Below are 23,807 nucleotides of genomic sequence, written 5' to 3'. Positions count from 1 at the left end.
CGGGATGCACCCCCCATGGAGCCCTGGGGTGCTGTCCTTCCGCCGACCTACGGGTGAACGGCGGGAGCGGACTTCATCGCGCCGGAAGGCGTCCTGTGATGGAGTGCCGCTCCCGCCGTCAACGCGGACTGACGGGTCAGGCCTGCTCGGCCTCGGCCGGCTTCTCGCCCTCGGCCGGCTTCTCGGCCTCGGCGGCCGGAGCAGCCTCGGCGGCCGGAGCGGCCTCGGCGGCGGGGGCAGCCTCGGCGGCGGGGGCGGCCTCGTCGGCCTTCTTCTCGCCCTCGAGCAGGTCGCGCTCCCACTCGGCCAGCGGCTCGCCGGCGGCCTTCTCGCCCTTGCCCTCGGTGGCGACACCGCTGCGGGCGATGAGGCCCTCGGCGACGGCGTCGGCGATGACGCGGGTGAGCAGGGTGACGGAGCGGATCGCGTCGTCGTTGCCCGGGATCTTGTAGTCGACCTCGTCGGGGTCGCAGTTGGTGTCGAGGATCGCGACGACCGGGATGTTCAGCTTCCGGGCCTCACCAACGGCGATGTGCTCCTTCTTGGTGTCCACGATCCAGACGGCGCTGGGCACCTTCTGCATCTCGCGGATACCGCCGAGGGTCTTCTCCAGCTTGGCCTTCTCGCGGGAGAGGACCAGCAGCTCCTTCTTGGTCAGACCGGAGGACGCGACGTCCTCGAAGTCGATCTGCTCGAGCTCCTTCAGGCGCTGCAGGCGCTTGTAGACGGTCGAGAAGTTGGTGAGCATGCCGCCCAGCCAGCGCTGGTTGACGTAGGGCATGCCGACGCGGGTGGCCTGCTCGGCGATGGCCTCCTGCGCCTGCTTCTTCGTGCCGACGAACATGACCGTGCCGCCGTGGGCGACGGTCTCCTTGACGAACTCGTAGGCGCGGTCGATGTACGACAGCGACTGGAGCAGGTCGATGATGTAGATGCCGTTGCGCTCGGTGAAGATGAAGCGCTTCATCTTCGGGTTCCAACGGCGGGTCTGGTGACCGAAGTGGACGCCGCTCTCCAGCAGCTCCCGCATCGTGACGACGGCCATGGCCGTATCTCCTTGAATGTTCTCGGTTGTGCCGCGGATGCCGGACGGCTTCCGCGCCTGACGCCCACTGCGCGCCGTGCCACTGGGGACCGAGGGGCGCTGACACGGCCCGTTGCCGGGTTGTGTGTCGGGGCGTGCGAAGTCGACCCGGTGGCCCGGGTCGCCACCAGAAGTGTACGGGACCCGGGAGGTGCCGGGTGACGCCGATGTCCACAACCGGACGCCGGTCCACAGGCGCGGGCGGGGACGGCGGCCTTTCGGGACGCTTTGCCCATGCGAGCGAAGCGATGTGTGCGTGTGATCACGCGTCTGGTCCTGCTGGTGACCCTGACGGCGGCGGTCCTGCTGGCCCCGCCCCCACCCCTCTTCGCGGCCGCCCCACCGACGGCGGACGCCCGCGTGCCGACCGGGGACCCCACCGAACCGACCGCGGACGGCACCGTGCCGGCGGTGGGGCGTGCCTGGCCGGTCGGTCTGCGCCCTCGGGTGCTGCGCGGCTGGGAACCGCCGGCGACGGTCTACGGGCCGGGCCACCGGGGCGTGGACCTGGCGGCGGCGCCCGGGACGCCGGTGCGGGCGGTGGCGGCGGGCCGGGTGGCCTTCGCGGGCCGCGTGGCGGGCAAGGGGGTGGTCACGGTGGAACTCACCGGGACCGGCGATCCCCCGCTCCGCACCACGTACGAGCCGGTCACGGCGTCGGTCGAGGAGGGCGAGATGGTGACGCCCGGCGAGGTGATCGGCACGGTGGACGCGAGCGGCTCGCACTGCGCCGCGACCTGTGTGCACTGGGGGCTGCGCCGGGCCGACGCGTATCTGGACCCGCTGTCGCTCCTGCCCCCCTGGCTCCTCCACAGGGGCCCGTCCAGGCTGCTGCCGGTGTTCCCGTGACGCCGCGCGCCCCGGGTCCGGCCCGGGAAGGGGGAAGGGAAAGGCGGGGCAGGGACGCGCAGGGTTCAGCCCCGGACACCAGGGCAGGGCTCAGCCCCGGACACCCCGCAGGGCCATGGAGACGGCGGCCTCGGTGATCGCCCCGGGCTCCTCCGCCGCTCCAAGCTCGATCCTGCGCACCGCCGCGTCCACCACGCCCTGCACCAGCATCGCCGCGAGTCTGGGCTGCTCGTGCCCCATCTCCGCGAGCGCCTCGACGATCATCGCGACCAGCCCGCCGTGCGCCGCCCGGATCTTCTCCCGGGCCCCCGCGTCGAGCTCGCTCGCCGAGATCGCGACCACGGCCCGGTGCCGCCGGTCCCCGACCAGCTCCAGCTGCCGGCGCACGTACGCCTCGACCTTGGCCTCGGGCGTCTGCGCCCGCTCCATGGCGGACGACACATCCGCCGCCCAGACCGGGAAGTCGACCTCGCACAGTTCCTCGACCACGGCCGCCCGTGACCGGAAGTATTCGTAGACGCTCGACCGCGCGAGGCCCGTCCGCTCGGCGAGGGCCGGGAAGGTCAGCGCCTCCGTACCGCCCTCGGACAACAAGGAACGAGCCGCATCCAGCAGGGCGGCTCGCTGCATCGACCGGTGCTCGGCCACGGAGGCCGCTCGAATCCTTGGCACGTCAACCACTCTACGGACGCACCGGGCCCGGCGGGAGTGGCTCCCGGGCGTCCGGCGCCGCCCGGCCCGGTCAGCGGCCGAAACCGGCCAGTTTGGCGCGCAGCTGGAGCACGGACTTGGTGTGGATCTGGCTGACCCGGCTCTCGGTCACGCCCAGCACGTTGCCGATCTCGGCCAGCGTGAGGCCCTCGTAGTAGTACAGCGTCACCACGGTCTTCTCCCGGTCGGGCAGCGTGTTGATCGCCCGCGCCAGGAATCGGCGCAGCTCCCGGTCCTCGGCGACCTCGACGGGATTGTCGGCGGCGGTGTCCTCCAGCGTGTCCATCACGCTCAGCCCGTCGCCGCCCTCGGCCCCGCCGTGCAGCAGCTCCTCCAGGGCCACCACGTTCGCCAGCGACAACTGGCTGAACACCGCGTGGAGTTCCTCCACGGCGATGCCCATCTCGGCGGCCACCTCGCCCTCCGTCGGCGTCCGCCGCAGCCGCGCCTCCAGCGTGGCGTAGGCCCGCTCCACGTTGCGTGCCTTCTGCCGCACCGAGCGGGGGATCCAGTCCAGCGCCCGCAGTTCGTCGATCATCGCCCCGCGGATGCGCGTGATCGCGTACGTCTCGAACTTGATCTCCCGGTCGACGTCGAACTTCTCGATCGCGTCGATCAGTCCGAACACGCCCGAGGACACGAAGTCCGCCTGCTCCACGTTGGACGGCAGGCCCACGCTGACCCGTCCCGCGACGTACTTCACCAGCGGCGAGTAGTGCAGGATCAGCTGCTCCCGCAGCCGCTCGTCCCCCGTCGCCTTGTACGACCGCCACAGCTCGTCGAGCGTCGAGGGAGCGGGCGGCCGCACGCTGCCACCGTCACGGGCGGCTGGGGGGATCGCCGCCCGGTCGGACCCGGAGGTGTGCTGGGGCATTCGTCGCCTTGTGCCGTTCTGCTGCGGAGTGGTGCTGCCTGGGTGGGCTGTCTGTCTGATGTCGAGTTGCCTGTCCGTGTCGGGATCCTCGTGAGCGTAGCGTGACTGCGGTGTCGCGGTGCGCGAAGGAAGGAGCCCGGAGCGGGCGCAGATACGTTCCTCGGTGCGAACCGCCGGGCCGTCGCGGTCGCTCGGTGTGATCACCACAGAAGCCCAACTGGGCGCATTTCCAAGGGATGTCGGGGTTCCCCCGGACGGCCGAACACGGGCGGTCAGGACGGGCCGGGAACATCGCGGACCGACATCACCGCCTGGCGTGTCAACTTCCAGCCGTCGCCGTGTCGTTCGACGTAACCGAGTGCTCGGAGTTCGTACAGTCTCGCGATCGCGTCGTCCTGCGCGGTCTGCGCACGGCGCGCGATCTCGTCCGGCCGGGCGGCCCCGCGCCCCGGCAGCGCGGCGAGCACCTGCCGGGTGGCCGGGTCCAGCAGGTCGCGGGGCAGGACGGGGCCGCGCCGGTCCGGTGCCAGCTGCCCGATGGCACCGACCAGCTCCACGACGTCCGCGGCGTCGGTGACCAGGGTGGCCTCGCCCCGCAGCAGTTCGTGCACCCCCGCGGACAGGGCGCTGGTGGCGGGGCCCGGGACGCCCATGGTGTGCCGCCCGAGCCGCTGAGCCGCCCGGGCCGTGACGAGGGAGCCGCTGCGGTGGGCGGCCTCGACGACCACGGTGCCGCGGGTGAGGGCCGCGATCACGCGGTTGCGCAGGATGAACCGGCTGGGGGTGGGATGGTCGCCGGGCGGCAACTCGCCGACGACCAGTCCCTGTTCGGCGATCCTGCCGATCAGCCGGCTGTGTCCGCGCGGGTAGGGCCGGTCGACGCCGCAGGCGAGGACGGCGACGGTGGCCCCGCCCGCGCCGAGCGCTCCCCGGTGTGCGGCGCCGTCGACCCCGTAGGCGCCGCCGGAGACCACGACCCACCCCTGCTCGGCGAGGCCGGCGGCGAGGGTGGCCGCCATGTGGGCGCCGTACTCGGTGCAGGCCCGGGCGCCGACGACGGCCACGGACTTCAGCGCCCACATGCGCAGGGCCGCCCGCCCCCGCACCCAGAGCCCGAGGGGCCGGGCGTCCCCGAGGTCGTCGAGCTGCGCCGGCCACTCGGTGCCGCCGGGGCACACGAACCGCACGCCGGCGTCCCGGGCGACGGCGAGGTCCTGGTGCGGCCGGGCGACCGCGGCCCTGGCCAGGAGCCCGGCCCACCGCTTCCCGCTGACGCCGGGCAGCGCCGCCCCGCCGTCCCGGAGCCGCCGCGCCACTTCCCCGACCCCGAGCTCCCGCACCCACCGCCCCCCGGCCTCGTCACCCGGCTCGATGACCCGAGTGAGGAAAACCCGGGCGAGCAGCTCGTCGTCCGCTTCGTCGGGGGCGTTCACGTCGGTGCCCCGATGGCCATGGGCACGCCCCGGGGCACTCCGGTGCGCAGCTGCAGCGCCAGGGCGACGTCCGTCGCGTCGGGCCGGTCGTGTCCCACGAGGTCGGCGACCGTCCAGGCCACCCGCAGGACTCGGTCGAGGCCCCGGGCGGTCAGGACGCCCCGCTCCAGGTTCCGCTCGGCCTCGTCCATCGCGCCGGACACGGCGTACCAGCGGCTGCGCAGCTCCCGTCCGGGCACCTCGCTGTTGGTGCGCCAAGGGGTGCCCGCCAAGCGCTCCGCGGCGCGCTCCCGGGCGGCACGGACCCGGTCGGCGACCGTCGCCGTGGACTCGCCGCGGGCGCCGAAGGCGGTCAGCTCCGTGCGCGTGACGCGGTCCACCTCGACGCGCAGGTCGACCCGGTCGAGCAGCGGGCCGGACAGCCTGGCCTGGTAGCGGCGGATCGCCGAGGGCGGGCATTCGCACAGGTCGTCGCGGAGCGAGAACCGGCCGCACGGGCACGGGTTGGCCGCGAGCACCATGAGGAACTTGGCCGGGAAGCGCACCACGCCCGCGCTGCGCGCGATCACGACCTGCCCGGCCTCCAGTGGCTGGCGCAGCGCGTCCAGCGCCTGGCTGCTGAACTCGGGCGTCTCGTCCAGGAACAGCACGCCCCGGTGGGACAGCGAGACCGCGCCGGGCCGCGCGATGCCCGGGCCGCCGCCGACCAGCGCCTGCATCGTGGCCGAGTGGTGCGGGGCGCAGTAGGGGGCGACGTCGATCAGCGGCTTGCCCGGGGGCAGCAGACCCGCCACCGAGTGGACCGCGGTGACCTCAAGCGACTCCTGACGGCAGAGCCGGGGCAGGATGGTCGGCAGCCGCTCGGCGAGCATCGTCTTGCCCGCTCCGGGAGGCCCCTCCAGGAAGAGGTGGTGCCCGCCGGCCGCGGCCACCTCCACGGCTGTGCGGGCCGAGGTCTGGCCGACGACGTCCGCGAGGTCGTGACCGTGGTCGTGCTGGGCGGCTCCGACGCTGTGCATGCCGGTGGCCGCGCCGGTGCCCGGCACCCGCAGGCCGGCGAGGAGCGGGTCCGGGCGTCCCAGTTCGTCGGGTTCCTCGTCGGGTACGGGTTCGTCGGCCAGGATGGCGATCAGCTGCCGCAGACTGCGGACACCGAGCACGGAGATCCCGGGCACCAGCGACGCCTCAGCTGCGGCACACTCCGGCACCACCACCTGCTCATACCCCGCGTCCGCCGCCGCCAGCACCGCCGGCAGCACCCCGCGGACCGGGCGCACTCGGCCGTCCAGGCCCAGTTCGCCGATCATCACGATGTCGGCCAGGACCCGGGGGTCGATGCGCTCCGCCGCCCCCAGGACCGCGGCCGCCACGGCCAGGTCGAAGCCGCTGCCCGACTTGGGGACCGAGGCGGGGCTCAGACCCACCGTGAGCTTCTTCTGGGGCCAGGCCGCGCCCGAGTTGACGACCGCGGCGCGCACCCGGTCCCGGCTCTCCGTCAGGCTCTTGTCGGGCAGCCCCACCAGCGTGAACGCCGCCACGCCCGGTTCGAGGTCGGCCTGGACCTCGACGACCACGCCCTCGACGCCCACCAGCGCCACCGAACACGTACGGGCGAACGCCATCAGGCCACCCCCCGCACGTGCTCGACCACGGCCGCGCCGCGGGCCGGCAGCAGCACCCCGACCACGTCGATGCGGACGCCGCCGGGCGGCACTCCCCCGTGTGTCTGAATCCAGCGCTGGGCGAGGTCCCGCAGCCGCTCCGCCTTCTGCGGGGTCACGGCCGCCATCGGATGCTCGAAGGGACCTTCCCTGCGGGTCTTGACCTCGCAGACGACCAGGACGTCCCCGTCCCGGGCCACGATGTCGATCTCCCCGGCGCGGCCGGAGCGCCAGTTGCGCTCCAGGACCGTCAGCCCGGTCTCCCTCAGCCGCCGGGCCGCCAGGGTCTCTCCGTACCTGCCCATCGCACCGCGTGCGTTCATGTCGGCACCACCTCCGGCGCCAACGATCACGCAGCCCCGCCCACGAAGTGGATCTTGGTGGACGGCTCGGCCGTTGTGGACAACTCAGTCACCCACCCGGGTGACCTGGCGGCGTTCAGCCGCTGGGCAGCTCCAGGTCGCTCTTGTTCAGCTCCTCAATGTTCACGTCCTTGAACGTGAGCACCCGGACCTGCTTCACGAAACGCGCGGGCCGGTACATGTCCCAGACCCAGGCGTCCGCCATGGACACCTCGAAGAACACCTCACCCTGGACGGAGTGCACCTGCATCTCGTAGTCGTTGGTGAGGTAGAAGCGCCGCTCGGTCTCGATCACGTATTTGAACAGACCGACGACATCGCGGTACTCCCGGTAGAGCTTCAGCTCCATCTCGGTCTCGTACTTCTCGAGGTCCTCGGCGCTCATGGCATGTTCCCCTTCAGCCGTGCGATCCCCCCATTGTGCGCCAGTCCCGTGAGCCCCTAGACGATTTCCGGGTCAAGGATCACAGGCCTGGCCGGGGGACCCTCGTCGAGCAGCGTGCGCAGCAGCCCGGCGAGTCTGGTCGGATACACCGTCTCATGTGCCCGGCTCAGTTCCGGACACGTCCACCAGCGCGCTCCGGCGACACTGCGCCGTTCCAGTTCGGTCAGCCCGGCGGCGGCGATCTCCGTCCGGTCCGTACGGGCCAGGTAGTACCACTCGTCCTGGTCCCAGCGGCGGCCCGCGAACGGGAAGGAGCACCTGCGCCGCCACAGCACCGGGCCGAGCTCGACCTCCGTGATGCCCGTCTCCTCGGCGAGTTCCCGCAGGGCGGCCTGTTCACGGGTCTCGTCGCCCTCCACACCGCCGCCGGGCGTGAACCACCAGTCGTCGGCCGGATCGTCCGGCTCGTGCCCGTGCAGCAGCAGGATGCGGTCCCGCGGGTCGAGCAGCACGACCCGGGCCACCTTGCGCAGTCCGCCCTGGTAGGTGTCCCGGCCCGCCGGCACGGCCTCAGCGGACACCCGCGGGCTCCGTGCTCGCCCGGCGGGCCCGGGCCGCGCCCGTGCGCTTGGCGATGGGTCCGTAGGCGCCTCCGCCCAGGACGAGCGCGGCACCGGCGATCACCAGGAGGGTGATCGTCCGCAGCGGCCCGGGCGAGGAGAGGGCGCCGAGCGGCTCGAAGCCGGTGGGGCGCTCCAGCATGCCCTTCGTCGGCCAGACGACGGAGTCGACGCGGGCGTCCACGGCGGAGCGCGCCACCGTGCCGCTGGCGGCGTCGGTCAGGTGGGCGGTGGAGTCCACGGAGTTGCCCCGCTCGTCACCGAGCAGGAACAGCCGGCCCTTGGGGACGGTCACGGTCGGGAAGTTGCTCATCTCGGCCAGCGTGCCCTGGGGCAGGTACGTTTCGTCGATCTCCTTGCCGTTGACCTTGAGCTTGCCGTCCTTGCAGCAGGAGACCGTGTCGCCGCCGACGGCGACCACGCGCTTGACCATGGGCGCGTTGGCCCAGGTGGCGTCCTTGAAGACGACGACGTCACCGCGGCGCACGGCACCGCCGTCGACCCGCTGCGCGAGGATGCGGTCGCCCGCGTCGATCGTCGGCGTCATCGAACTGGTCGGCACGGTGTACGGCCGGTAGACCACCGCGCCCCAGGCGAACCCGCCGAGGAAAAGCACCAGGCCCAGTGCGACGGCCAGCCCGGACAACCGCTGTCCGGTCCGGCTGCCCACCGGGCCCGTGCCCGCGCCGCTGCCGCGCGGGGCCGTGTGCGTCATGCTCTCGCCACCCATGGGTCCGCACCCTACCCGGGGGTACGGTCCGGGGTCAGCAGACGGGTGGAATCACCGCTTCCCCGCAAGGGCGCGCTACGGCTTGCGGCGCCGCCACCACACCACCGGCACCACACCGGCCAGCGCCAGACCCTGCGGCGCCACCGGCAGACCGGCGGCGGCCGGCTGGGCGTTCAGGCCGGGCTGGTCGAAGGTGTCCGGCACCGGCAGGTTGTCCCAGCGGTTGACCGGCCAGGCGACGACGACGGCCCGGCCGACGACGTCCTTCACGGGGACCATGCCGTGGTTCTTGTCCGACTGGTTGTACCGGGAGTCCCGGGAGTTCTGCCGGTGGTCGCCCATGACCCAGATGTAGCCCTCGGGGACCTTCACCTTGAACTGGCCGCCCTGGTCGTCGACGCTGCACGGCGTGTTGCCGGGGTAGACGTACGACGCCTCGTTCAGCGCCTTGCCGTTCACCGTCAACGGGCCGGTGTTCTTGCACTCGATCGTGTCGCCGCCGACGCCGATGACGCGCTTGATGAGGTCCTTCTCCTCCACCGACGGCATGAGGCCGATCCAGCTGAGGAACGTCTGGAGCGCGTTCGGGTCCGTGGTCGGCTCGCCCGCCAGCCAGTTGTCCGGGTCGTGGAAGACGACGACCTCGCCGCGCTCGGGCTCGGAGCCGAACCAGGGCGTGAGCTTGTCGACGAGGACGCGGTCGCCCTGCTGGAGGGTGTTCTGCATCGAGTCGGAGGGGATGGAGAACGCCTGCACCAGGAAGGTCTTGATCAGCAGCGCCAGCACCAGCGCGATACCGATCAGGATGGGCAGCTCCTTCCAGAAGGAGCGCGGTTTCTTCGGTGTCCGGGCCGTACCGCCCGGTCCCTGGCCCTCGGCCGTGCTGTGCTCGTCCGTCACCCTGTCGCCCTCGGCTGCCCCGGAGTCACTCCCGGAGGTCACGGCGCTGTCCGCGGCCGGGACGGCGGATTCCGCGGGACGTCCGCGGTGCTCCTCGCCGTCGTGTCCGGACCGTGCGCCAACCGCCACATCCCCCACGCCAACTCCTCACTCTGTGCCGCCGCCTGCCCCACACACGGCGCAGGCCCACCACTCCCATAACGAGCGGGAGTTCCGCAGGGGTCGGGAGCTGGATCGCTTCGTTCGAATCGTCGGAGGCAACCCTATGCGACAGTTGCGGGCCGGCGGTCGACCCGGTGCCCGAGTCGGACACCGAGGCGTAGGTGTTCGGCTCCTCCAGGGTGGTCCAGTGGCCGAGGGGCCAGGCGATGACCATGGCGCGGCCGACGACCTCGTCCTCGGAGACGGTGCCGCCGTAGTCGGTGTCCTGGTGGGCGCGGGAGTCCGCGGAGTTGTTGCGGTGGTCGCCCATCACCCACAGGCGCCCCTGCGGGACGGTGATGTCGAACGGCGTGTCCGAGGGGGCGGCACCGGGGTACAGGTAGTCCTCGTTCAGCGGGACGCCGTTGACGGTCACGCGTCCTTGCGTGTCACAGCACTTGACGCGGTCGCCGCCGACGCCGACGACCCGCTTGATGAGGTCCTTCTCGTTCTCCGACGGCAGCAGGCCGATGAAGGTGAGCCCTTCCTTGATCTGCTTGATGACGACGGGGTCGTCCTTCTTGGCCGTGGGCTGCTCGTCCTGGAGCCAGCCGCCGGGGTCCTTGAACACGACGACGTCCCCGCGCTGCGGCTCGGAGCCGAACCACGGGGTGAGCTTGTCGACCAGGACGCGGTCGCCGATCTGGATCGTCTGCTCCATGGAGCCCGACGGGATGACGAAGGCCTGGACGAGGAAGGTCTTCAGCACGAGGGCTATGAGCACGGCGACGCCGACGAGGAGGGGTATCTCCTTGACGGCACCGCGCCTGCGGCGCCGCTTGACCTTCTTCTGGAGCTTGCGCCGCTCGGCGCGTGTGCGGCCGCCGGACGCGCCGGCGGCGCGCCGGGCGCCGGTGGGCAGCAGGTTGTCCGCGGGGCTGGCGGGGACCCCGCGCGGTTTGCCGCGGTTACCCATGGCCCGCCTCCGGGGCTGGGGCGGGCACGCGCGCGTAGGCGTCGGGGCGCTGCAGCCGGGTGGCGTGCGCGAAGGGCCAGACGATCGCGTCGGCGCGGCCGATCACGGCGCCGGCGGGGACCATGCCGCCGCCGGGCGAGCCGAGGTGGTCGCGGGAGTCGCTGGAGTCGCTGCGGTGGTCGCCGAGGAGGAAGAGCCTGCCGGCGGGCACGACGACGTCGAAGGGCACCGCGGACGGGCTGTTCCCGGGATACAGGAAGCGCGACTCGTCGACCGGCCGGCCGTTCACCTGGATCCTCCCGTCCTTGTCGCAGCAGACGACGTGGTCTCCCCCCACGCCGACAACGCGTTTGATGTAGTCCGCGTGCCCGAAGTACCCGGTGCCGTCGAACACGACGATGTCTCCCCGCTGCGGCGCGGCACCGAAACGGTATGCCAACTTATTTACGAGAACCCGGTCCCCGATCCTCAATCCCCGCTCCATCGATCCGCTGGGGATCTGGAACGGCCGCAGCACGAACGTGCTGAGGAACAGCAGGAACAGCAGGCAGGTCAGCAGGGCGAGGGTGATCCGGCCGCCCGGCAGCCAGGCACTGACGCGCGACACCAACGCGAAACGCGACCGTCCCTCCGGCCCTGCGGAGTCCGAGGGGGTGTCCCCGGAGTCGGAAGGGCGGGAGGAGCGGTCGCGCTCCGTGTGCTGTGCTTCGGTGTCCATCGGAGCCAGATGCTATCCGGCTCCGATGTGAACCCCGGAGAGCGCTCAGTTCTCGCGCTTCTCCTTGATCTTGGCGGCCTTGCCGCGCAGCTCGCGCAGGTAGTACAGCTTGGCGCGGCGGACGTCACCCTTGGTGACGAGCTCGATCTTCTCCACGATCGGGGTGTGCACCGGGAAGGTGCGCTCGACGCCGACGGAGAAGGAGACCTTGCGAACCGTGAAGGTCTCGCGCACGCCGGAGCCCTGGCGGCGGATCACGACGCCCTTGAACTGCTGCACACGGGAGCGGTTGCCCTCGATGACGCGGACGTGCACGTTGACCGTGTCGCCCGGGCGGAAGGCGGGGACGTCGCTGCGCAGCGACGCGGAGTCGACGGTGTCGAGCAGGTGAGACATTTCGTCTGCTTTCCTCGCTGATGCCACAGGTCATCAACGGAAACTAGGTGTTTCGGGATCAGGGTCGCGCGGGTCGGGGCGGGCGTCGTCTCCCCCTGTGGCAGGGGCGCACGCCGGACGGACGCACAACAGCTGGCTATTCTTCCATGCCCTCGGTCCTGCGCCAAAATCGGCCGTACGGCTCCCCCGCCGGGTCCGGCGCCCAGCCCAGGATGGACAGCATCTCGCGGTCCTTCTTGTCGAAGGCCTTGGGGTCGCACCGCTCGATGAGGTCGGGCCGGTTCGCGGTGGTGCGCTTGAGCGCCTCGTCCCGGCGCCAGCGGGCGATCCTGCCGTGGTGCCCGCTGAGCAGCACGTCGGGGATGTCCCGGCCGCGCCACTCGGGCGGCTTGGTGTAGACGGGCCCTTCGAGCAGGTTGGCCATGGCCCCGGGCGCGAACGAGTCGTCGCGGTGGGACTCGGCGTTGCCCAGGACGCCCGGCAGCAGCCGCGCCACGGCCTCCGTGACGACGAGCACGGCCGCCTCGCCCCCGGCCAGGACGTAGTCGCCGATGGAGACCTCGTAGACCGGCATGCGCGTGGCGTACTCGTCGACGACGCGCCGGTCGATGCCCTCGTAGCGGGCCGGCGTGAAGATCAGCCAGGGGCGCTCGGAGAGGTGGACGGCGAGTTCCTGGGTGAAGGGGCGGCCGCTCGGGGTGGGCACGATGAGGGCGGGCTCGCGCGAGCCGGTCTCGTAGCCGTCGGCCAGGACGGAGTCCAGGGCGTCTCCCCAGGGCTCGGTCTTCATGACCATGCCGGGGCCGCCGCCGTAGGGGGTGTCGTCGACGGTGTTGTGGCGGTCGTAGGTCCAGGACCGCAGGTCGTGGACGTGCACGTCGAGCTGTCCCCGCGCGCGGGCCTTGCCGACCAGGGAGACGTTCAGCGGTTCCAGGTACTCGGGGAAGATCGTGACGACGTCGAGGCGCATTACGACTCGTCCCGGCCGGAGGCGTCGTCCCGGCTGGAGGCGATCTCGGCGCGGTCGTCGATCAGGCCCGGGGGCGGGGTGATGACGGCCTTCTGCTCCTCCAGGTCGATCTCGGCGACGATCTCCTCCACGAAGGGGATCATCACCTCGCTGCCGTCGGGCCGCTCGACGATGAACAGGTCCTGGGTGGGCAGGTGCGAGATCTCCGTGATCCGCCCGACCTCGGTGCCGTCCGCGGTGACCACGTCGAGGTCGACGAGCTGGTGGTCGTAGTACTCGTCCTCGCCCTCGGGCAGTTCCTCCGGGTCGACCTCGGCGATCAGGAGGGTGTTGCGCAGGGCCTCGGCGCCGGTGCGGTCGCGGACGCCCTCGAAGCGCAGCAGGAGGCGGCCGCTGTGGACGCGGCCCGTCTCGATGGTGAGCGGTCCCGCGGAGGCGGGGTCGGTGGCGAGCACCGCGCCGGGGGCCAGCCTCAGCTCCGGCTCGTCAGTCCGTACCTCGACGGTGACCTCGCCCTTGATGCCATGGGCACGGCCGATCCGTGCGACTACCAGCTGCACGTGTCCAAGTCTCCTTGTCATACGACCGCGGGCCGGGGACGGCCCTGTGGCCCTCCCCGGCCCGAGCCGGTTGCGCGATAAGCGTCAGCGGACGTGGTCCACGTCGACGAGGTCGACGCGGACACCGCGACCGCCGATGGCGCCCACGACGGTGCGCAGGGCGCGTGCGGTGCGGCCGTTGCGGCCGATCACCTTGCCGAGGTCGTCCGGGTGGACCCGGACCTCGAGCACCCGCCCGCGGCGCAGGTCGCGCGAGGCGACCTGCACATCGTCAGGGTTGTCGACGATGCCCTTCACGAGGTGCTCGAGAGCCTCCTCGAGCATGCTCAGGCCTCGGTCGAAGCGGACTCAGCGGCAGCGTCGTCCTTCTTCTCAGCCTTCTTCTTCTGGGTGATCGCCTCACCCTTGCCCTCGTCGTCACCGGCGAGAGCCTCGAACGACGGGCGCGCGGCCTTCTCGGGCTGCGTCAGGAGCGGGGCCGGAGCCGGCTCGCCCTTGAACTTCTGCCAGTCGCCGGTCTTCTTGAGGATGGCGAGCACGGGCTCGGTCGGCTGCGCGCCGACACCCAGCCAGTACGCGACACGGTCCGCGTCGACCTCGATCACCGACGGGTTGTACGTCGGGTGGTACTTGCCGATCTCCTCGATCGCACGGCCGTCACGGCGGGTGCGGGAGTCGGCGACGACGATGCGGTAGTGAGGCGAACGGATCTTGCCCAGACGCTTCAGCTTGATCTTGACTGCCACGGGAGTGGGTTCTCCTGGATTTGACGTGGTTGGGCACGGCGAGAAAGCCGCGTGGGGTTGCGGTACCCGAGTGCCCGATGGACGCGTCAGCCGGAGGCGAGAGGGTTCCTGTGCGGCTGTCGAGTACAGCTAGCCATTGTGCCACACCCCGCGGGTCGCTCCGGCCGCGGGTGCGCCGCGCCCGGGCATGCCGGAGGGGCACCCGGCGTGGAGGTGAGGTGCGTACGCCGGGTGCCGGTCCGTTCCGGCGGTCCGTCCCGACCGGCAGCCACGAGATGCCGGTGGGGGGGACGTCAGCTCGCGACCGCTCCCACGACCTCGGGGATGCGGAACGGCTTGCCGCAGCCACCGCAGACGATGGGTGCCTGGGCGAGGACCGACGGGACGACGCGGACGTTGCGTCCGCAGTCGCAGACCGCCTTGACGCGCACGCCGCCACCCGAGGAGCCGTGGCGGGCGGCCGGGCCCCGGAAGGTGCGGGAGGTGTCGGAGGAGGTCGCGGCGGTGTGCGCCTTGAGGGCGCGCTGGAGGCGCTCCATCGTCGGGCGGTAGCGGCGCTTCGCCTCGGGCGTGAGCGTGACCAGCGAGAAGCCGCTGCTGGGGTGCGGTTCCTCGGGGTGGTCCAGGCCCAGCTCCTCGGCGATGGCCAGGAATCTGCGGTTGTGGTAGCGGCCGGCACGGGAGGTGTCGCGGACGCCGCGCGCGGCGGCGATGCCATGGACTGCCTCATGGAGCAGTCGCTCGAAGGAGAGCTCGTGACCGCACGCGGACGACGACTCCCCGATCAGGGACTCTGGCGCGGCAAGGTCGGGCAGCTCGGGGTGGTACCGCTGAATGTCGGCCCACGCCTGTGCCAGCTCTGCGGCGAGAACAGGTGGTGTCTGTGTCGTGCTCACGTAATGACAACGAGCCTGGGTGCCCCAGTGTTCCGATTCCGGGCCATCCCAAATAATTTGCACGTACCCGTCAGTTGCCTCTGATGCGTCCCGACGAGGGCGCGTGCGCTGATCTGTGGAGAAGCCTCGCAGCTCACCACAAGGTGGTGCGTAGTAGCGCGTACGCCCCGGCGCGTAGAAGATGTCCGCGCGCCGGGGAGCGAGGGGTCCGCGGGGACGCAAGAGGCGTTTCGGTCGCCTTGGGTCTCTCGCGCGCGATGCACGCCTGCTTCAGTAAGCGCGTGCGACGACCGCGACGTTACCGGGTGCGTCACCGTCGGCCGGCACCGACCCGTCCTCGGCGACCAGACACCGTACGGTCACCGCGTGCTCGGCGAGCGCCGCCTCGCCCTCCTCGCCGAGCACCGCCCACGGGATGCGCGCCCAGCCGCCGGCCGTGGCCGCCTCGACGGCCTCCCCGATCGTCGTCACCTCGGCCGTGCGGGACTCACGGCGCTCGCGGGACTGCGTGAGCAGCAGCTCCTGGTCCTCCTCCAGGACCTTGGGCAGCAGCTGCGCCAGCTCGTCCAGGGAGACCGGCGCCTTGCCTCCCGGGATGCGGCGGGCCAGCATCGCGGTGCCGTTCTCCAGGTCGCGCGGGCCGATCTCGACGCGGACGGGCACGCCCTTGAGCTCCCAGTCGACCGCGCGGCGGCCGAAGGGGATGTCGCTGCGGTCGTCGACGTGCACACGGATTCCGGCCGCCCGCAGCCGGTCGCCGACCTCGCGGACCTTGGCCAGAACCGCTTCGTCGCCCTTGATCGCGAGGATCACGGCCTGGATCTGCGCCAGCCGGGGCGGGACGCGCAGTCCGTCGTCGTCGCCGTGCATCATCACCAGCGCGCCGATCATGCGCGTGGTGGACCCCCAGGAGGTCTGCCAGACCAGTTCCTGCGTGCCGTCCTTCGACAGGTACCGCGTCTGGAACGCCTTGGCGAAGTTCTGGCCCAGTTCATGGCTCGTGGCCATCTGCAGGGCCTTGCCGTCGCCCATCATCCCTTCGAGCGTGAGGGTGTTGACGGCGCCCGCGAAACGCTCCCTGGCCGTCTTGCGGCCGGGGACGACGTCCATGGCGAGGACGTTCACCATGAAGTCCTCGTAGACCTGCCGGTGGATGTGCGCGGCGAAGTCGCGCGCCTCCCCGTAGGTGGCGTGCGCGGTGTGGCCCTCCTGCCAGAGGAACTCGGTCGTGCGCAGGAAGAGACGCGGCCGCAGCTCCCACCGCACGACGTTCGCCCACTGGTTGATGAGCAGCGGCAGATCGCGGTAGCTCTGCACCCACTTGGAGAAAGTGGCGTTGATGATCATTTCGGAGGTGGGGCGGACCACCGCGGGCTCTTCGAGTTCCTTGCCGCCGCCGTGGGTGACCACGGCCAGTTCCGGCGCGAAGCCCTCGACGTGGTCCGCTTCCTTCGTCAGATACGACTGCGGGATCAGCAGCGGGAAGTAGGCGTTCTGGGTGCCCGTGGCCTTGATGCGGGCGTCCATCTCCGCCTGCATCCGCTCCCACAGTCCGTATCCGTACGGCCGGATGACCATGGTGCCGCGCACCGGACCGTTGTCGGCGAGCTCCGCCTTGGTGATCAGGTCCTGGTACCAGCGCGGGAAATCGTCCCCGCGAGGCGTGAGTACGGGTGCCTTGGCCATGGCGCGATCGTACGGGCCCAGGTTGCCGGAATGTGAAATCTCGCCACCGGCACATGACATCTCACAAGCCCTGCCGCATTCCACTGGACGACGGGTCGAGGGGGGAGTTACCTGGCATACGGGGGTAGTGCGAGCGCACTGTCACGGGGGCCATGGAAAGCGGCAAGAGGCAACTCTCGGCGGATTGGGGCGCTTACTTATGACACCTACGCTCGTGCGGCAGCAGCACCTGCCTCACGCGGGGGCCGCACCCCGCGTGGACCTGCGTGCACGCGCGCGTGACTGGTCCGAGATCCAGGAGCGGATGCTCGTACCGCTCTACGAGGCCGTCTACGAGCGACTGGACGTGGGTCCCGCCACGCGGCTGCTCGGCCTCGGCTGCGGTTCCGGACTCGCCCTGCTGATGGCCGCCGCCCGGGGAGCGGCGGTCACCGGTGTCGACGCTTCCCCCGAAAGAGTGGCCCTCGCGCGGGAGCGGCTCCTGCCCGGGGCGTCCGGTACCGGTACGCGCACGGACACCCGGCTGGTGGACGGCTCGCCCGGGGACACCGCGGAGCCCGGCGCGCCCGGCTACACGCTGGTGACGGCCTTCGAGCCGATCGGGTGCCTCGCGGGCGACTCGGAGGGGCTGGGCGGGCTGCTCGCGGAGGCGACGCCGCTCGCCGAGCGCGGAGCCACCGTGGTGCTGGCCGGCTGGGGTCCGCCGGAGCGGTGCGCCACGACGTCCGTGCTGCGGGTCGCCACGAAGCTGGCGGAGCCGCTGCGCACCTCGGGCAGCTGGCGCCCGGCCCTGCGCGACGACCTGGAGGACGTCGCCCGGCGGGCGGGGCTCAGGCCGGACGGCTCGGGCCGGGTGGCCTGCCCCTTCGGCTACGCCGACGTGGACAGCGCGGTACGCGGCCTGAAATCGACGGGTCTGTTCGACGCGGCGATGCGGGCGACGGACCAGGTGCAGGTGGACAAGGAGCTGACCGAGGCCCTGCACCCGCACCAGCGCCGGGACGGCACGGTGTGGATGCCGAACGTGTTCCGGTACCTGATCGCCCGGACGCCGTGACGCGCGGCGCCTGACACGACCGAGAGGGCGCCCCTGCACGGCAGGAGCGCCCTCGGCGTGGTCGTACGGGACCGGATACAGGACCGGGTACAGGCCCGGTTCGTCAGCCCATGAACTTCTTGAACTCGTCGGGGAGTTCGAAGTCCTTGCCGCCCTGCTGGGGCAGCCCGAAGGCGTTGCCGCCCTCGGCGGCGGCCGCGCGGCGGGCGGCGGCCTCCTGCTCCTGCTGCTTGCGCTTCATCGGGTTGCCGGAGCGCTGCTTGCCCTTGGCCTGCTTCTGCTTCTTCTTCGCCCGGCCGGGACCGCCGCCCATGCCCGGCATCCCGGGCATCCCCGGCATACCGCCCTGGGCCATGCGGGACATCATCTTGCGGGCCTCGAAGAACCGCTCGACCAGGTTCTTCACGGCGCTGACCTCGACACCGGAACCGCGGGCGATACGGGCGCGGCGCGAGCCGTTGATGATCGTCGGGTCCTGGCGCTCGCCCGGGGTCATCGACTTGATGATGGCCGCCGTGCGGTCGACGTCCCGCTCGTCGAGGTTCTGGATCTGGTCCTTCATCTGGCCCATGCCCGGCAGCATGCCGAGCAGCTTGGAGATGGAGCCCATCTTGCGGACCTGCTCCATCTGGGCCAGGAAGTCGTCCAGGGTGAAGTCCTGGCCCTTCTTCGACGCCAGCTTGGAGGCCATCTTCTCGGCCTCTTCCTGGCTGAACGTCTTCTCCGCCTGCTCGATCAGGGTGAGCAGGTCACCCATGTCGAGGATGCGGGAGGCCATCCGGTCCGGGTGGAAGGCGTCGAAGTCGTCGAGCTTCTCGCCGTTCGAGGCGAACATGATCGGCTTGCCGGTGATCTGCCGGATCGACAGGGCCGCACCACCGCGGGCGTCGCCGTCGAGCTTGGAGAGCACCACGCCGTCGAAGCCGACGCCGTCGCGGAAGGCCTCGGCCGTGTTGACGGCGTCCTGACCGATCATCGCGTCGACGACGAACAGGATCTCGTCCGGGGAGACGGCGTCGCGGATGTCCGCGGCCTGCTGCATCATCTCCTGGTCGATGCCGAGACGGCCGGCGGTGTCCACGATCACGATGTCGTGGACCTTGGACTTGGCGAAGTCGATGGAGTCCTTGGCGACCTTGACCGGGTCGCCCACGCCGTTGCCCGGCTCCGGGGCGTAGACCGCGACACCGGCGCGCTCGGCGACCACGCTGAGCTGGTTCACGGCGTTGGGGCGCTGCAGGTCACAGGCGACGAGCAGCGGCGAGTGGCCCTGCTCCTTCAGCCAGCGGCCGAGCTTGCCCGCGAGGGTGGTCTTACCGGCACCCTGCAGACCCGCCAGCATGATCACGGTGGGCGGCTGCTTGGCGAAGCGCAGGCGCCGGGTCTCGCCGCCGAGGATGGTGACCAGTTCCTCGTTGACGATCTTGAGGACCTGCTGGGCCGGGTTCAGCGCGCGGGAGACCTCGGCGCCGAGGGCACGCTCCTTGACGTTCTTGATGAACGTCCGGACGACCGGCAGGGCGACGTCGGCTTCGAGCAGAGCGATCCGGATCTCGCGCGCCGTGGCGTCGATGTCCGCCTCGGAGAGCCGTCCCTTGCCGCGCAGGTTCTTGAAGGTCGCTGAGAGGCGATCGGAAAGAGTATCGAACACGGCGCTCGCGGTCCTCGGGGTCGGAGACAGACTGGGGAATCGCCCTCCAGGGTATCCCGGCGTGACAAGTCGCCGGGTCGGCATCACCCGCGCAGTGTCTCCTCCAGCTTCCGGGCCACCGACTCGGCCTCGTCACCGGGCAGCGGCGCGCCCTCCGGGCCCGTCACGTAGAAGGCGTCCACGGCATTGGCGCCGAGGGTCGACACATGGGCGCTGCGCACCTGCACGCTCGCGTCCTCCAGGGCGCGGCCGATGCGGAACAGCAGGCCCGGGGCGTCCTGGGAGCGGACCTCGATGACGGTGGCCAGCCGGGAGGCGGCCGGGTGGACCGACACCCTGGGCGGGGGCGCGATCACGCCCCGGCGGCGCGGATAGGCCGCGTCCCGCTCGGCGAGGCGGGCGGCGATGTCCAGGCTGCCGTCCAGGGCGCGGACCAGGTCCGCGCGCAGCCGGGCGGCCTGGGGCAGCGAGCCGTACTCGGCGGCGACCCGCCAGTCCAGCAGCAGGACGGATCCGTCGACCCCGGCGGGCAGGGTCAGCGACCTCAGCTCGGCGGTCCGTACGGTCAGCCGGTGCACGGCGAGGACGCCGGCCACCGCGGGCAGCACCCCGGGCTGGTCCGGGACGGCGATGAGCAGCTCCACGCCGAGCGGCTCGGGGTCGCCGGACGGCTCCTGCCCGGCGGGCGACTCGGTCTGGGCCCGCAGGGCGAGGACCGGGCTGCCGGTCGCGGCGGCCTCCAGGGCGAGCCGCTCCTGCTCGGCGGTGGGCGCCGCGGCCTCGGGGTCCGCCGGGGCGTCCCCGGCGAGCACCGCCGCGACACGTGCGACCAGGTCGGCGACGAGCGAGCCGCGCCAGGAGGACCAGGCGGCCGGGCCGGTGGCCAGGGCGTCGGCCTCGGTCAGCGCGTGCAGCAGCTCCAGGGTGCCCGGGGAGCCGACGGCGTCGGCGACGGCCCGCACGGTGGCCGGGTCCTCCAGGTCACGCCGGGTGGCGGTCTCGACGAGGAGCAGGTGGTGGCGTACGAGGGTGGCGACGACGGCCACGTCGTGCCGGTCGAAGCCGATGCGGGCGGCGACGTCCTTGGCGATGATCTCGCCGGCCACCGAGTGGTCGCCGGGCCAGCCCTTGCCGATGTCGTGCAGCAGCGCGGCGACCAGCAGCAGGTCGGGGCGGCTGACCCGGCGGGTGAACTCGGACGCGCGCACCGCGGTCTCGATGAGGTGACGGTCGACGGTCCACAGGTGCACGGCGTTGCGCTGCGGGCGGCAGCGGACCCGCTCCCAGTCGGGCAGCAGCCGGGTGATCAGCCCTTCGGCCTCCAGCGCCTCCCAGACCTCGACGGTCGGGCGGCCGGAGCCGAGCAGGGTGACGAGCTGCTCGCGTGCCTCGGCGGGCCAGGGCGTGGGCAGCGGGCGCACGGTGGCCGCGAGGCGCCGTACGGCGTGCAGGGACAGCGGGAGTCCGGCCTGGGCGGCGGCGGCAGCGGCGCGCAGCGGCAGGACCGGATCGCGTTCGGGGCGGGCCGCGCGGGCGAGCACCACCTCGCCGTCCTGCTCCACGACGCCCTCGGCCAGCGGGGAGCGCTCGGCGGTCGGCTTGCCGCCGCCGAGCATGGCGCGCAGCCGGGGCCGCACGGCACGCGAGCGCAGCACCCGCCCCACCTCGCGCCAGGTGACGTCGCTGGCGTACGACACGAGCCGCGCCGCCTCGTACACCTGGCGCAGCAGCGTGTCCGCGTCGAGCAGGCCGAGCTCGGCGGCCACCTGGTCCTGCTCCTGGAGGGCGAGCCGGTCGGTGGCCCGCCCGGTGGCCAGGTGCAGGGCGTCCCGGACGTCGAGGAGCCGGCGCCGGGCGTCGGCCAGGCCCTCGCGCGGGGCGTCGGCGAGCCAGGAGGCGGCGACGGCCCGCAGCGCGGTGGCGTCGCGCAGTCCGCCGCGGGCCTCCTTCAGGTCGGGCTCCAGCAGGTACTGCAGCTCGCCCTGGCGCTCGGCGCGTTCGGCGCACAGTTCCTGCAGTTCGGGCAGGCGCTTGGGTGCCTGGTTGCGCCAGTCGGCCAGGACGGTGGTGCGCAGGGACGCGGTGAGACCGAGGTCGCCGGCGAGGTGCCGGGCGTCCAGCAGCCCGAGCTGCACCTTGAGGTCCTCGCCGGCGGTCCTGCGGGCCTCGGCGGGGGTGCGCACGGAGTGGTCGAGGTCGAGGCCCAGGTCCCACACCGGGTACCAGAGCCGGTCGGCGAGGGCGGCGACGGCCTTGGGGTCGCTGCCGTCGTGCAGCAGGAGCAGGTCGAGGTCGCTGCGCGGGGAGAGCTCGCCGCGCCCGTAGCCTCCGACGGCGATCAGGGAGACGCCGCGCAGGTTCTCGGCGCCCGCGGTGAACAGGCCCGCGAGCCACTCGTCGGTCAGTTCGGCCAGGGCCGCACGGCGCGGCGGCCCGGACCGCGCCTCCTCGGTGAGGAGGCGCAGCCGGGCCGCCGCGTAGCCGCCGGGTCCCGAGTCCTCTGCTTCTTTCCGCACGTCCGTACCCGTCACCCGGCGACTCCTGTTCTGTTTTTCCTGCCTCAGAGCGCGTCGGGGCCGCGCTCGCCGGTCCGGACCCGTACGGCCGTCTCGACCGGGATGGACCAGACCTTGCCGTCACCGATCTTGCCGGTGCGGGCCGCCTTGACCACGACGTCGATCAGCTGCTCGGCGTCGTCGTCCTCGACCAGGACCTCGATGCGGATCTTGGGGACGAGGTCGACGGTGTACTCGGCACCCCGGTAGACCTCGGTGTGTCCCCGCTGCCGACCGTAGCCGCTGGCCTCGGTGACCGTCAGTCCGTGTACTCCGAAGGCCTGCAGGGCCTCCTTGATCTCGTCGAGCCGGTGCGGCTTCACGACGGCGGTGATGAGCTTCATGCGTCCACCTTCTTGCTCTCGGCTCCGGTCACGGCGGCCGCGACGGCAGCGGTCTTGGCGGCACCGCCACCGGCGCCGCTGAAGTCGTATGCGGTCTCGGCGTGCTCGGCCTGGTCGATGCCGGCGACCTCGTCGTCCTCGGGGACCCGCATCCCGATGGTCTTGTCGAGGATGAAGGCGAGGATCGCGGAGACGATCAGGGAGTAGGCGAGCACCGCGAAGACACCGGCGCACTGCTTCCAGAACTGGGTCAGGCCGCCGCCGTAGAAGAGGCCCTCGACCTCGGACTGGCCCTTGCCGCTGGCGAAGAAGCCGATGAGCAGGGAGCCGACGACACCGCCGACCAGGTGGACGCCGACGACGTCGAGCGAGTCGTCGTAGCCGAACCGGTACTTCAGGCCGACGGCCATGGCGCACAGCACACCGGCGATGGCGCCGACGGCGATCGCGCCGAGCGGGGTGACCGCACCACCGGCGGGGGTGATGGCGACCAGACCGGCGACCGCGCCGGAGGCGGCACCCAGCGTGGTGAACGCGCCGTGGCGGATCTTCTCGTAGGCGAGCCAGGCCAGCATGGCGGCGGCGGTGGCGATCTGCGTGTTGACGAACATCAGCGCGCCCACGCCGTCGTCGTTGCCGAGCCAGGAGCCGGCGTTGAAGCCGAACCAGCCGAACCACAGCAGACCGGCGCCGAGCATCACCAGCGGGAGGCTGTGCGGGCGCATCGGGTCCTTCTTGAAGCCGACGCGCTTGCCGATGACCAGGATCACGCCGAGCGCGGCGGCACCGGCGTTGATGTGGACCGCCGTACCACCGGCGAAGTCGATCACGCCGAGCTCGAAGGCCCAGCCGCCGGCGCCCCAGACCCAGTGCGCGACCGGGAAGTAGACGACCGTGGCCCACAGGGCGATGAACAGCGCCCAGGCGCTGAACTTCACGCGGTCGGCCAGGGCGCCGCTGATCAGGGCGGGCGTGATGATCGCGAACATCAGCTGGAAGACCAGGAAGACGAACACCGGGATGGTGTAGCCGTCCCACAGCTCGGTCAGGCCGATGTTGCCGAGGCCGACCCAGTCGGAGTTCCAGCCGATGAGGCTGCCGGAGTCGGTGCCGAACGCCATGGAGAAGCCGTACAGCACCCACAGGATGGTGACGATCCCGAGGCTGATGAAGCTCATCATCAGCATGTTCAGGGTGCTCTTGACGCGGACCATGCCTCCGTAGAAGAAGGCCAGACCCGGGGTCATGAGCATCACCAGGGCGGAACAGATGAGCATGAACCCTGTGTTGGCGGCAGAGAGCTTGGGCGCCTCTGCGGCAAGGGTGATGGCTGGTGCCATCGGCGTCTCCTCGTCGTTGGTACGGCCCCGTGCGGGCGAAGCATGGAGCGGAGTGAGGGGTGGGCCGGTTATGCGCCACGAGATTGGCGCAGCGCGGTTTCGGTGGAGGCCCCTCGTTGTTTCGCGACCGTGACGAAGGCGCGTGCCGTGTTACGCGTCGAT

25 protein-coding genes are annotated in these 23,807 nt (G+C 71.8%); 2 read left to right on the top strand and 23 right to left on the bottom strand.

Features of this window, described 5'->3' with window-relative positions; translation table 11 throughout:
• Nucleotides 1–136: 136 nt before the first annotated feature.
• Nucleotides 137–1,045, bottom strand: a complete 909-nt coding sequence (rpsB, locus tag CHR28_RS24145; protein ID WP_094055783.1) for a 30S ribosomal protein S2 — start codon at nucleotides 1,043–1,045, stop codon at nucleotides 137–139.
• A gap of 273 nt (nucleotides 1,046–1,318) precedes the next feature.
• On the opposite strand from rpsB, the gene CHR28_RS24140 reads away from it, so the two are divergent.
• Nucleotides 1,319–1,933: a murein hydrolase activator EnvC family protein gene (locus CHR28_RS24140; RefSeq protein WP_094055782.1), complete on the top strand. Its 615-nt coding sequence runs from the start codon at nucleotides 1,319–1,321 to the stop codon at nucleotides 1,931–1,933.
• A gap of 90 nt (nucleotides 1,934–2,023) precedes the next feature.
• Here CHR28_RS24140 and CHR28_RS24135 read toward each other — a convergent pair whose 3' ends face one another.
• The 18 genes from CHR28_RS24135 to proS all read right to left on the bottom strand — a co-directional run bounded on the left by CHR28_RS24135 (nucleotide 2,024) and on the right by proS (nucleotide 16,698).
• Nucleotides 2,024–2,581, bottom strand: a complete 558-nt coding sequence (locus tag CHR28_RS24135; protein WP_094055781.1) for a TetR/AcrR family transcriptional regulator — start codon at nucleotides 2,579–2,581, stop codon at nucleotides 2,024–2,026.
• Nucleotides 2,582–2,675: 94 nt separating this feature from the next.
• Nucleotides 2,676–3,518 (bottom strand): RNA polymerase sigma factor WhiG, encoded by an 843-nt coding sequence (whiG, locus tag CHR28_RS24130; protein WP_094055780.1) that lies wholly within the window; start codon nucleotides 3,516–3,518, stop codon nucleotides 2,676–2,678.
• Nucleotides 3,519–3,790: 272 nt separating this feature from the next.
• Entirely contained in the window at nucleotides 3,791–4,951 is a 1,161-nt protein-coding gene (dprA, locus tag CHR28_RS24125) for a DNA-processing protein DprA (protein WP_094055779.1), read from the bottom strand.
• On the bottom strand, nucleotides 4,948–6,573 hold the full coding sequence (locus CHR28_RS24120; RefSeq protein ID WP_094055778.1) for a YifB family Mg chelatase-like AAA ATPase: 1,626 nt from the start codon (nucleotides 6,571–6,573) through the stop codon (nucleotides 4,948–4,950). Before CHR28_RS24120 ends, dprA begins: the two co-directional genes overlap by 4 nt.
• Nucleotides 6,573–6,965, bottom strand: a complete 393-nt coding sequence (locus tag CHR28_RS24115; RefSeq protein WP_094055777.1) for a YraN family protein — start codon at nucleotides 6,963–6,965, stop codon at nucleotides 6,573–6,575. Before CHR28_RS24115 ends, CHR28_RS24120 begins: the two co-directional genes overlap by 1 nt.
• An 85-nt stretch (nucleotides 6,966–7,050) precedes the next feature.
• The gene (locus tag CHR28_RS24110) at nucleotides 7,051–7,359 is read right to left on the bottom strand and encodes a DUF2469 domain-containing protein (RefSeq protein WP_003993268.1); all 309 of its coding nucleotides are present in this window, start codon (nucleotides 7,357–7,359) and stop codon (nucleotides 7,051–7,053) included.
• A gap of 56 nt (nucleotides 7,360–7,415) precedes the next feature.
• Complete coding sequence (locus CHR28_RS24105) at nucleotides 7,416–7,940, bottom strand: NUDIX hydrolase (RefSeq protein WP_094055776.1); 525 nt, start codon at nucleotides 7,938–7,940, stop codon at nucleotides 7,416–7,418.
• Nucleotides 7,930–8,709 carry a signal peptidase I gene (gene lepB, locus CHR28_RS24100; RefSeq protein WP_094055775.1) on the bottom strand — a complete coding sequence of 260 codons (780 nt, stop codon included), beginning with the start codon at nucleotides 8,707–8,709 and terminating at the stop codon, nucleotides 7,930–7,932. The genes CHR28_RS24105 and lepB (CHR28_RS24100) overlap by 11 nt, the downstream gene beginning before the upstream one ends.
• Nucleotides 8,710–8,784: 75 nt before the next feature.
• The gene (gene lepB, locus CHR28_RS24095) at nucleotides 8,785–9,747 is read right to left on the bottom strand and encodes a signal peptidase I (protein WP_094055774.1); all 963 of its coding nucleotides are present in this window, start codon (nucleotides 9,745–9,747) and stop codon (nucleotides 8,785–8,787) included.
• Nucleotides 9,635–10,726 carry a signal peptidase I gene (lepB, locus tag CHR28_RS24090; RefSeq protein WP_094055773.1) on the bottom strand — a complete coding sequence of 364 codons (1,092 nt, stop codon included), beginning with the start codon at nucleotides 10,724–10,726 and terminating at the stop codon, nucleotides 9,635–9,637. Before lepB (CHR28_RS24090) ends, lepB (CHR28_RS24095) begins: the two co-directional genes overlap by 113 nt.
• Complete coding sequence (gene lepB, locus CHR28_RS24085; protein WP_094055772.1) at nucleotides 10,719–11,444, bottom strand: signal peptidase I; 726 nt, start codon at nucleotides 11,442–11,444, stop codon at nucleotides 10,719–10,721. Before lepB (CHR28_RS24085) ends, lepB (CHR28_RS24090) begins: the two co-directional genes overlap by 8 nt.
• Nucleotides 11,445–11,489: 45 nt before the next feature.
• Nucleotides 11,490–11,840: a 50S ribosomal protein L19 gene (gene rplS, locus CHR28_RS24080; protein ID WP_030852073.1), complete on the bottom strand. Its 351-nt coding sequence runs from the start codon at nucleotides 11,838–11,840 to the stop codon at nucleotides 11,490–11,492.
• A gap of 136 nt (nucleotides 11,841–11,976) precedes the next feature.
• Nucleotides 11,977–12,810 carry a tRNA (guanosine(37)-N1)-methyltransferase TrmD gene (gene trmD / locus CHR28_RS24075; protein WP_094055771.1) on the bottom strand — a complete coding sequence of 278 codons (834 nt, stop codon included), beginning with the start codon at nucleotides 12,808–12,810 and terminating at the stop codon, nucleotides 11,977–11,979.
• Nucleotides 12,810–13,370: a ribosome maturation factor RimM gene (gene rimM, locus CHR28_RS24070; RefSeq protein WP_094055770.1), complete on the bottom strand. Its 561-nt coding sequence runs from the start codon at nucleotides 13,368–13,370 to the stop codon at nucleotides 12,810–12,812. Before rimM ends, trmD begins: the two co-directional genes overlap by 1 nt.
• Before the next feature lie 84 nt (nucleotides 13,371–13,454).
• Complete coding sequence (locus CHR28_RS24065; protein WP_005479813.1) at nucleotides 13,455–13,694, bottom strand: RNA-binding protein; 240 nt, start codon at nucleotides 13,692–13,694, stop codon at nucleotides 13,455–13,457.
• A 2-nt stretch (nucleotides 13,695–13,696) separates the two neighbouring features.
• A complete protein-coding gene (gene rpsP / locus CHR28_RS24060; RefSeq protein WP_094055769.1) occupies nucleotides 13,697–14,116 on the bottom strand; it encodes a 30S ribosomal protein S16 in 420 nt (139 codons plus the stop codon).
• Between the two features lie 293 nt (nucleotides 14,117–14,409).
• Nucleotides 14,410–15,012, bottom strand: a complete 603-nt coding sequence (locus CHR28_RS24055) for a hypothetical protein (protein ID WP_094055768.1) — start codon at nucleotides 15,010–15,012, stop codon at nucleotides 14,410–14,412.
• A 270-nt stretch (nucleotides 15,013–15,282) separates the two neighbouring features.
• The gene (gene proS, locus CHR28_RS24050; RefSeq protein WP_094055767.1) at nucleotides 15,283–16,698 is read right to left on the bottom strand and encodes a proline--tRNA ligase; all 1,416 of its coding nucleotides are present in this window, start codon (nucleotides 16,696–16,698) and stop codon (nucleotides 15,283–15,285) included.
• Between the two features lie 199 nt (nucleotides 16,699–16,897).
• Here proS and CHR28_RS24045 point away from each other — a divergent pair, with 199 nt between their 5' ends.
• Complete coding sequence (locus CHR28_RS24045) at nucleotides 16,898–17,755, top strand: methyltransferase domain-containing protein (protein WP_094055766.1); 858 nt, start codon at nucleotides 16,898–16,900, stop codon at nucleotides 17,753–17,755.
• A gap of 103 nt (nucleotides 17,756–17,858) precedes the next feature.
• On the opposite strand, the gene ffh is transcribed toward CHR28_RS24045, so the two are convergent.
• The 4 genes from ffh to CHR28_RS24025 form a co-directional block, all read right to left on the bottom strand.
• A complete protein-coding gene (gene ffh, locus CHR28_RS24040) occupies nucleotides 17,859–19,406 on the bottom strand; it encodes a signal recognition particle protein (protein ID WP_094055765.1) in 1,548 nt (515 codons plus the stop codon).
• Nucleotides 19,407–19,489: 83 nt separating this feature from the next.
• On the bottom strand, nucleotides 19,490–21,937 hold the full coding sequence (locus CHR28_RS24035) for a [protein-PII] uridylyltransferase (protein ID WP_094055764.1): 2,448 nt from the start codon (nucleotides 21,935–21,937) through the stop codon (nucleotides 19,490–19,492).
• Nucleotides 21,938–21,966: 29 nt separating this feature from the next.
• On the bottom strand, nucleotides 21,967–22,305 hold the full coding sequence (locus tag CHR28_RS24030) for a P-II family nitrogen regulator (RefSeq protein ID WP_030231663.1): 339 nt from the start codon (nucleotides 22,303–22,305) through the stop codon (nucleotides 21,967–21,969).
• Nucleotides 22,302–23,645 (bottom strand): ammonium transporter, encoded by a 1,344-nt coding sequence (locus tag CHR28_RS24025; RefSeq protein ID WP_094055763.1) that lies wholly within the window; start codon nucleotides 23,643–23,645, stop codon nucleotides 22,302–22,304. Before CHR28_RS24025 ends, CHR28_RS24030 begins: the two co-directional genes overlap by 4 nt.
• Nucleotides 23,646–23,807: the final 162 nt, after the last annotated feature.

The organism is Streptomyces sp. XY006 (genome assembly GCF_002237655.1).
GTDB lineage: Bacteria > Actinomycetota > Actinomycetes > Streptomycetales > Streptomycetaceae > Streptomyces > Streptomyces levis.
This window is presented reverse-complemented; position numbering and strand designations above follow the sequence as displayed.

What these genes read in the sequence shown, in the direction of transcription:
- CHR28_RS24120 (WP_094055778.1), bottom strand. Translation starts at nt 6,573, where the DNA reads ATGGCGTTCGCCCGTACGTGTTCGGTGGCGCTGGTGGGCGTCGAGGGC.
- proS (WP_094055767.1), bottom strand. Translation starts at nt 16,698, where the DNA reads ATGGCCAAGGCACCCGTACTCACGCCTCGCGGGGACGATTTCCCGCGC.
- trmD (WP_094055771.1), bottom strand. Translation starts at nt 12,810, where the DNA reads ATGCGCCTCGACGTCGTCACGATCTTCCCCGAGTACCTGGAACCGCTG.
- CHR28_RS24065 (WP_005479813.1), bottom strand. Translation starts at nt 13,694, where the DNA reads ATGCTCGAGGAGGCTCTCGAGCACCTCGTGAAGGGCATCGTCGACAAC.
- CHR28_RS24140 (WP_094055782.1), top strand. Translation starts at nt 1,319, where the DNA reads ATGCGAGCGAAGCGATGTGTGCGTGTGATCACGCGTCTGGTCCTGCTG.
- CHR28_RS24045 (WP_094055766.1), top strand. Translation starts at nt 16,898, where the DNA reads ATGACACCTACGCTCGTGCGGCAGCAGCACCTGCCTCACGCGGGGGCC.
- CHR28_RS24030 (WP_030231663.1), bottom strand. Translation starts at nt 22,305, where the DNA reads ATGAAGCTCATCACCGCCGTCGTGAAGCCGCACCGGCTCGACGAGATC.
- whiG (WP_094055780.1), bottom strand. Translation starts at nt 3,518, where the DNA reads ATGCCCCAGCACACCTCCGGGTCCGACCGGGCGGCGATCCCCCCAGCC.
- lepB (WP_094055772.1), bottom strand. Translation starts at nt 11,444, where the DNA reads ATGGACACCGAAGCACAGCACACGGAGCGCGACCGCTCCTCCCGCCCT.
- rpsB (WP_094055783.1), bottom strand. Translation starts at nt 1,045, where the DNA reads ATGGCCGTCGTCACGATGCGGGAGCTGCTGGAGAGCGGCGTCCACTTC.
- lepB (WP_094055773.1), bottom strand. Translation starts at nt 10,726, where the DNA reads ATGGGTAACCGCGGCAAACCGCGCGGGGTCCCCGCCAGCCCCGCGGAC.
- rplS (WP_030852073.1), bottom strand. Translation starts at nt 11,840, where the DNA reads ATGTCTCACCTGCTCGACACCGTCGACTCCGCGTCGCTGCGCAGCGAC.
- lepB (WP_094055775.1), bottom strand. Translation starts at nt 8,709, where the DNA reads ATGGGTGGCGAGAGCATGACGCACACGGCCCCGCGCGGCAGCGGCGCG.
- CHR28_RS24025 (WP_094055763.1), bottom strand. Translation starts at nt 23,645, where the DNA reads ATGGCACCAGCCATCACCCTTGCCGCAGAGGCGCCCAAGCTCTCTGCC.
- CHR28_RS24110 (WP_003993268.1), bottom strand. Translation starts at nt 7,359, where the DNA reads ATGAGCGCCGAGGACCTCGAGAAGTACGAGACCGAGATGGAGCTGAAG.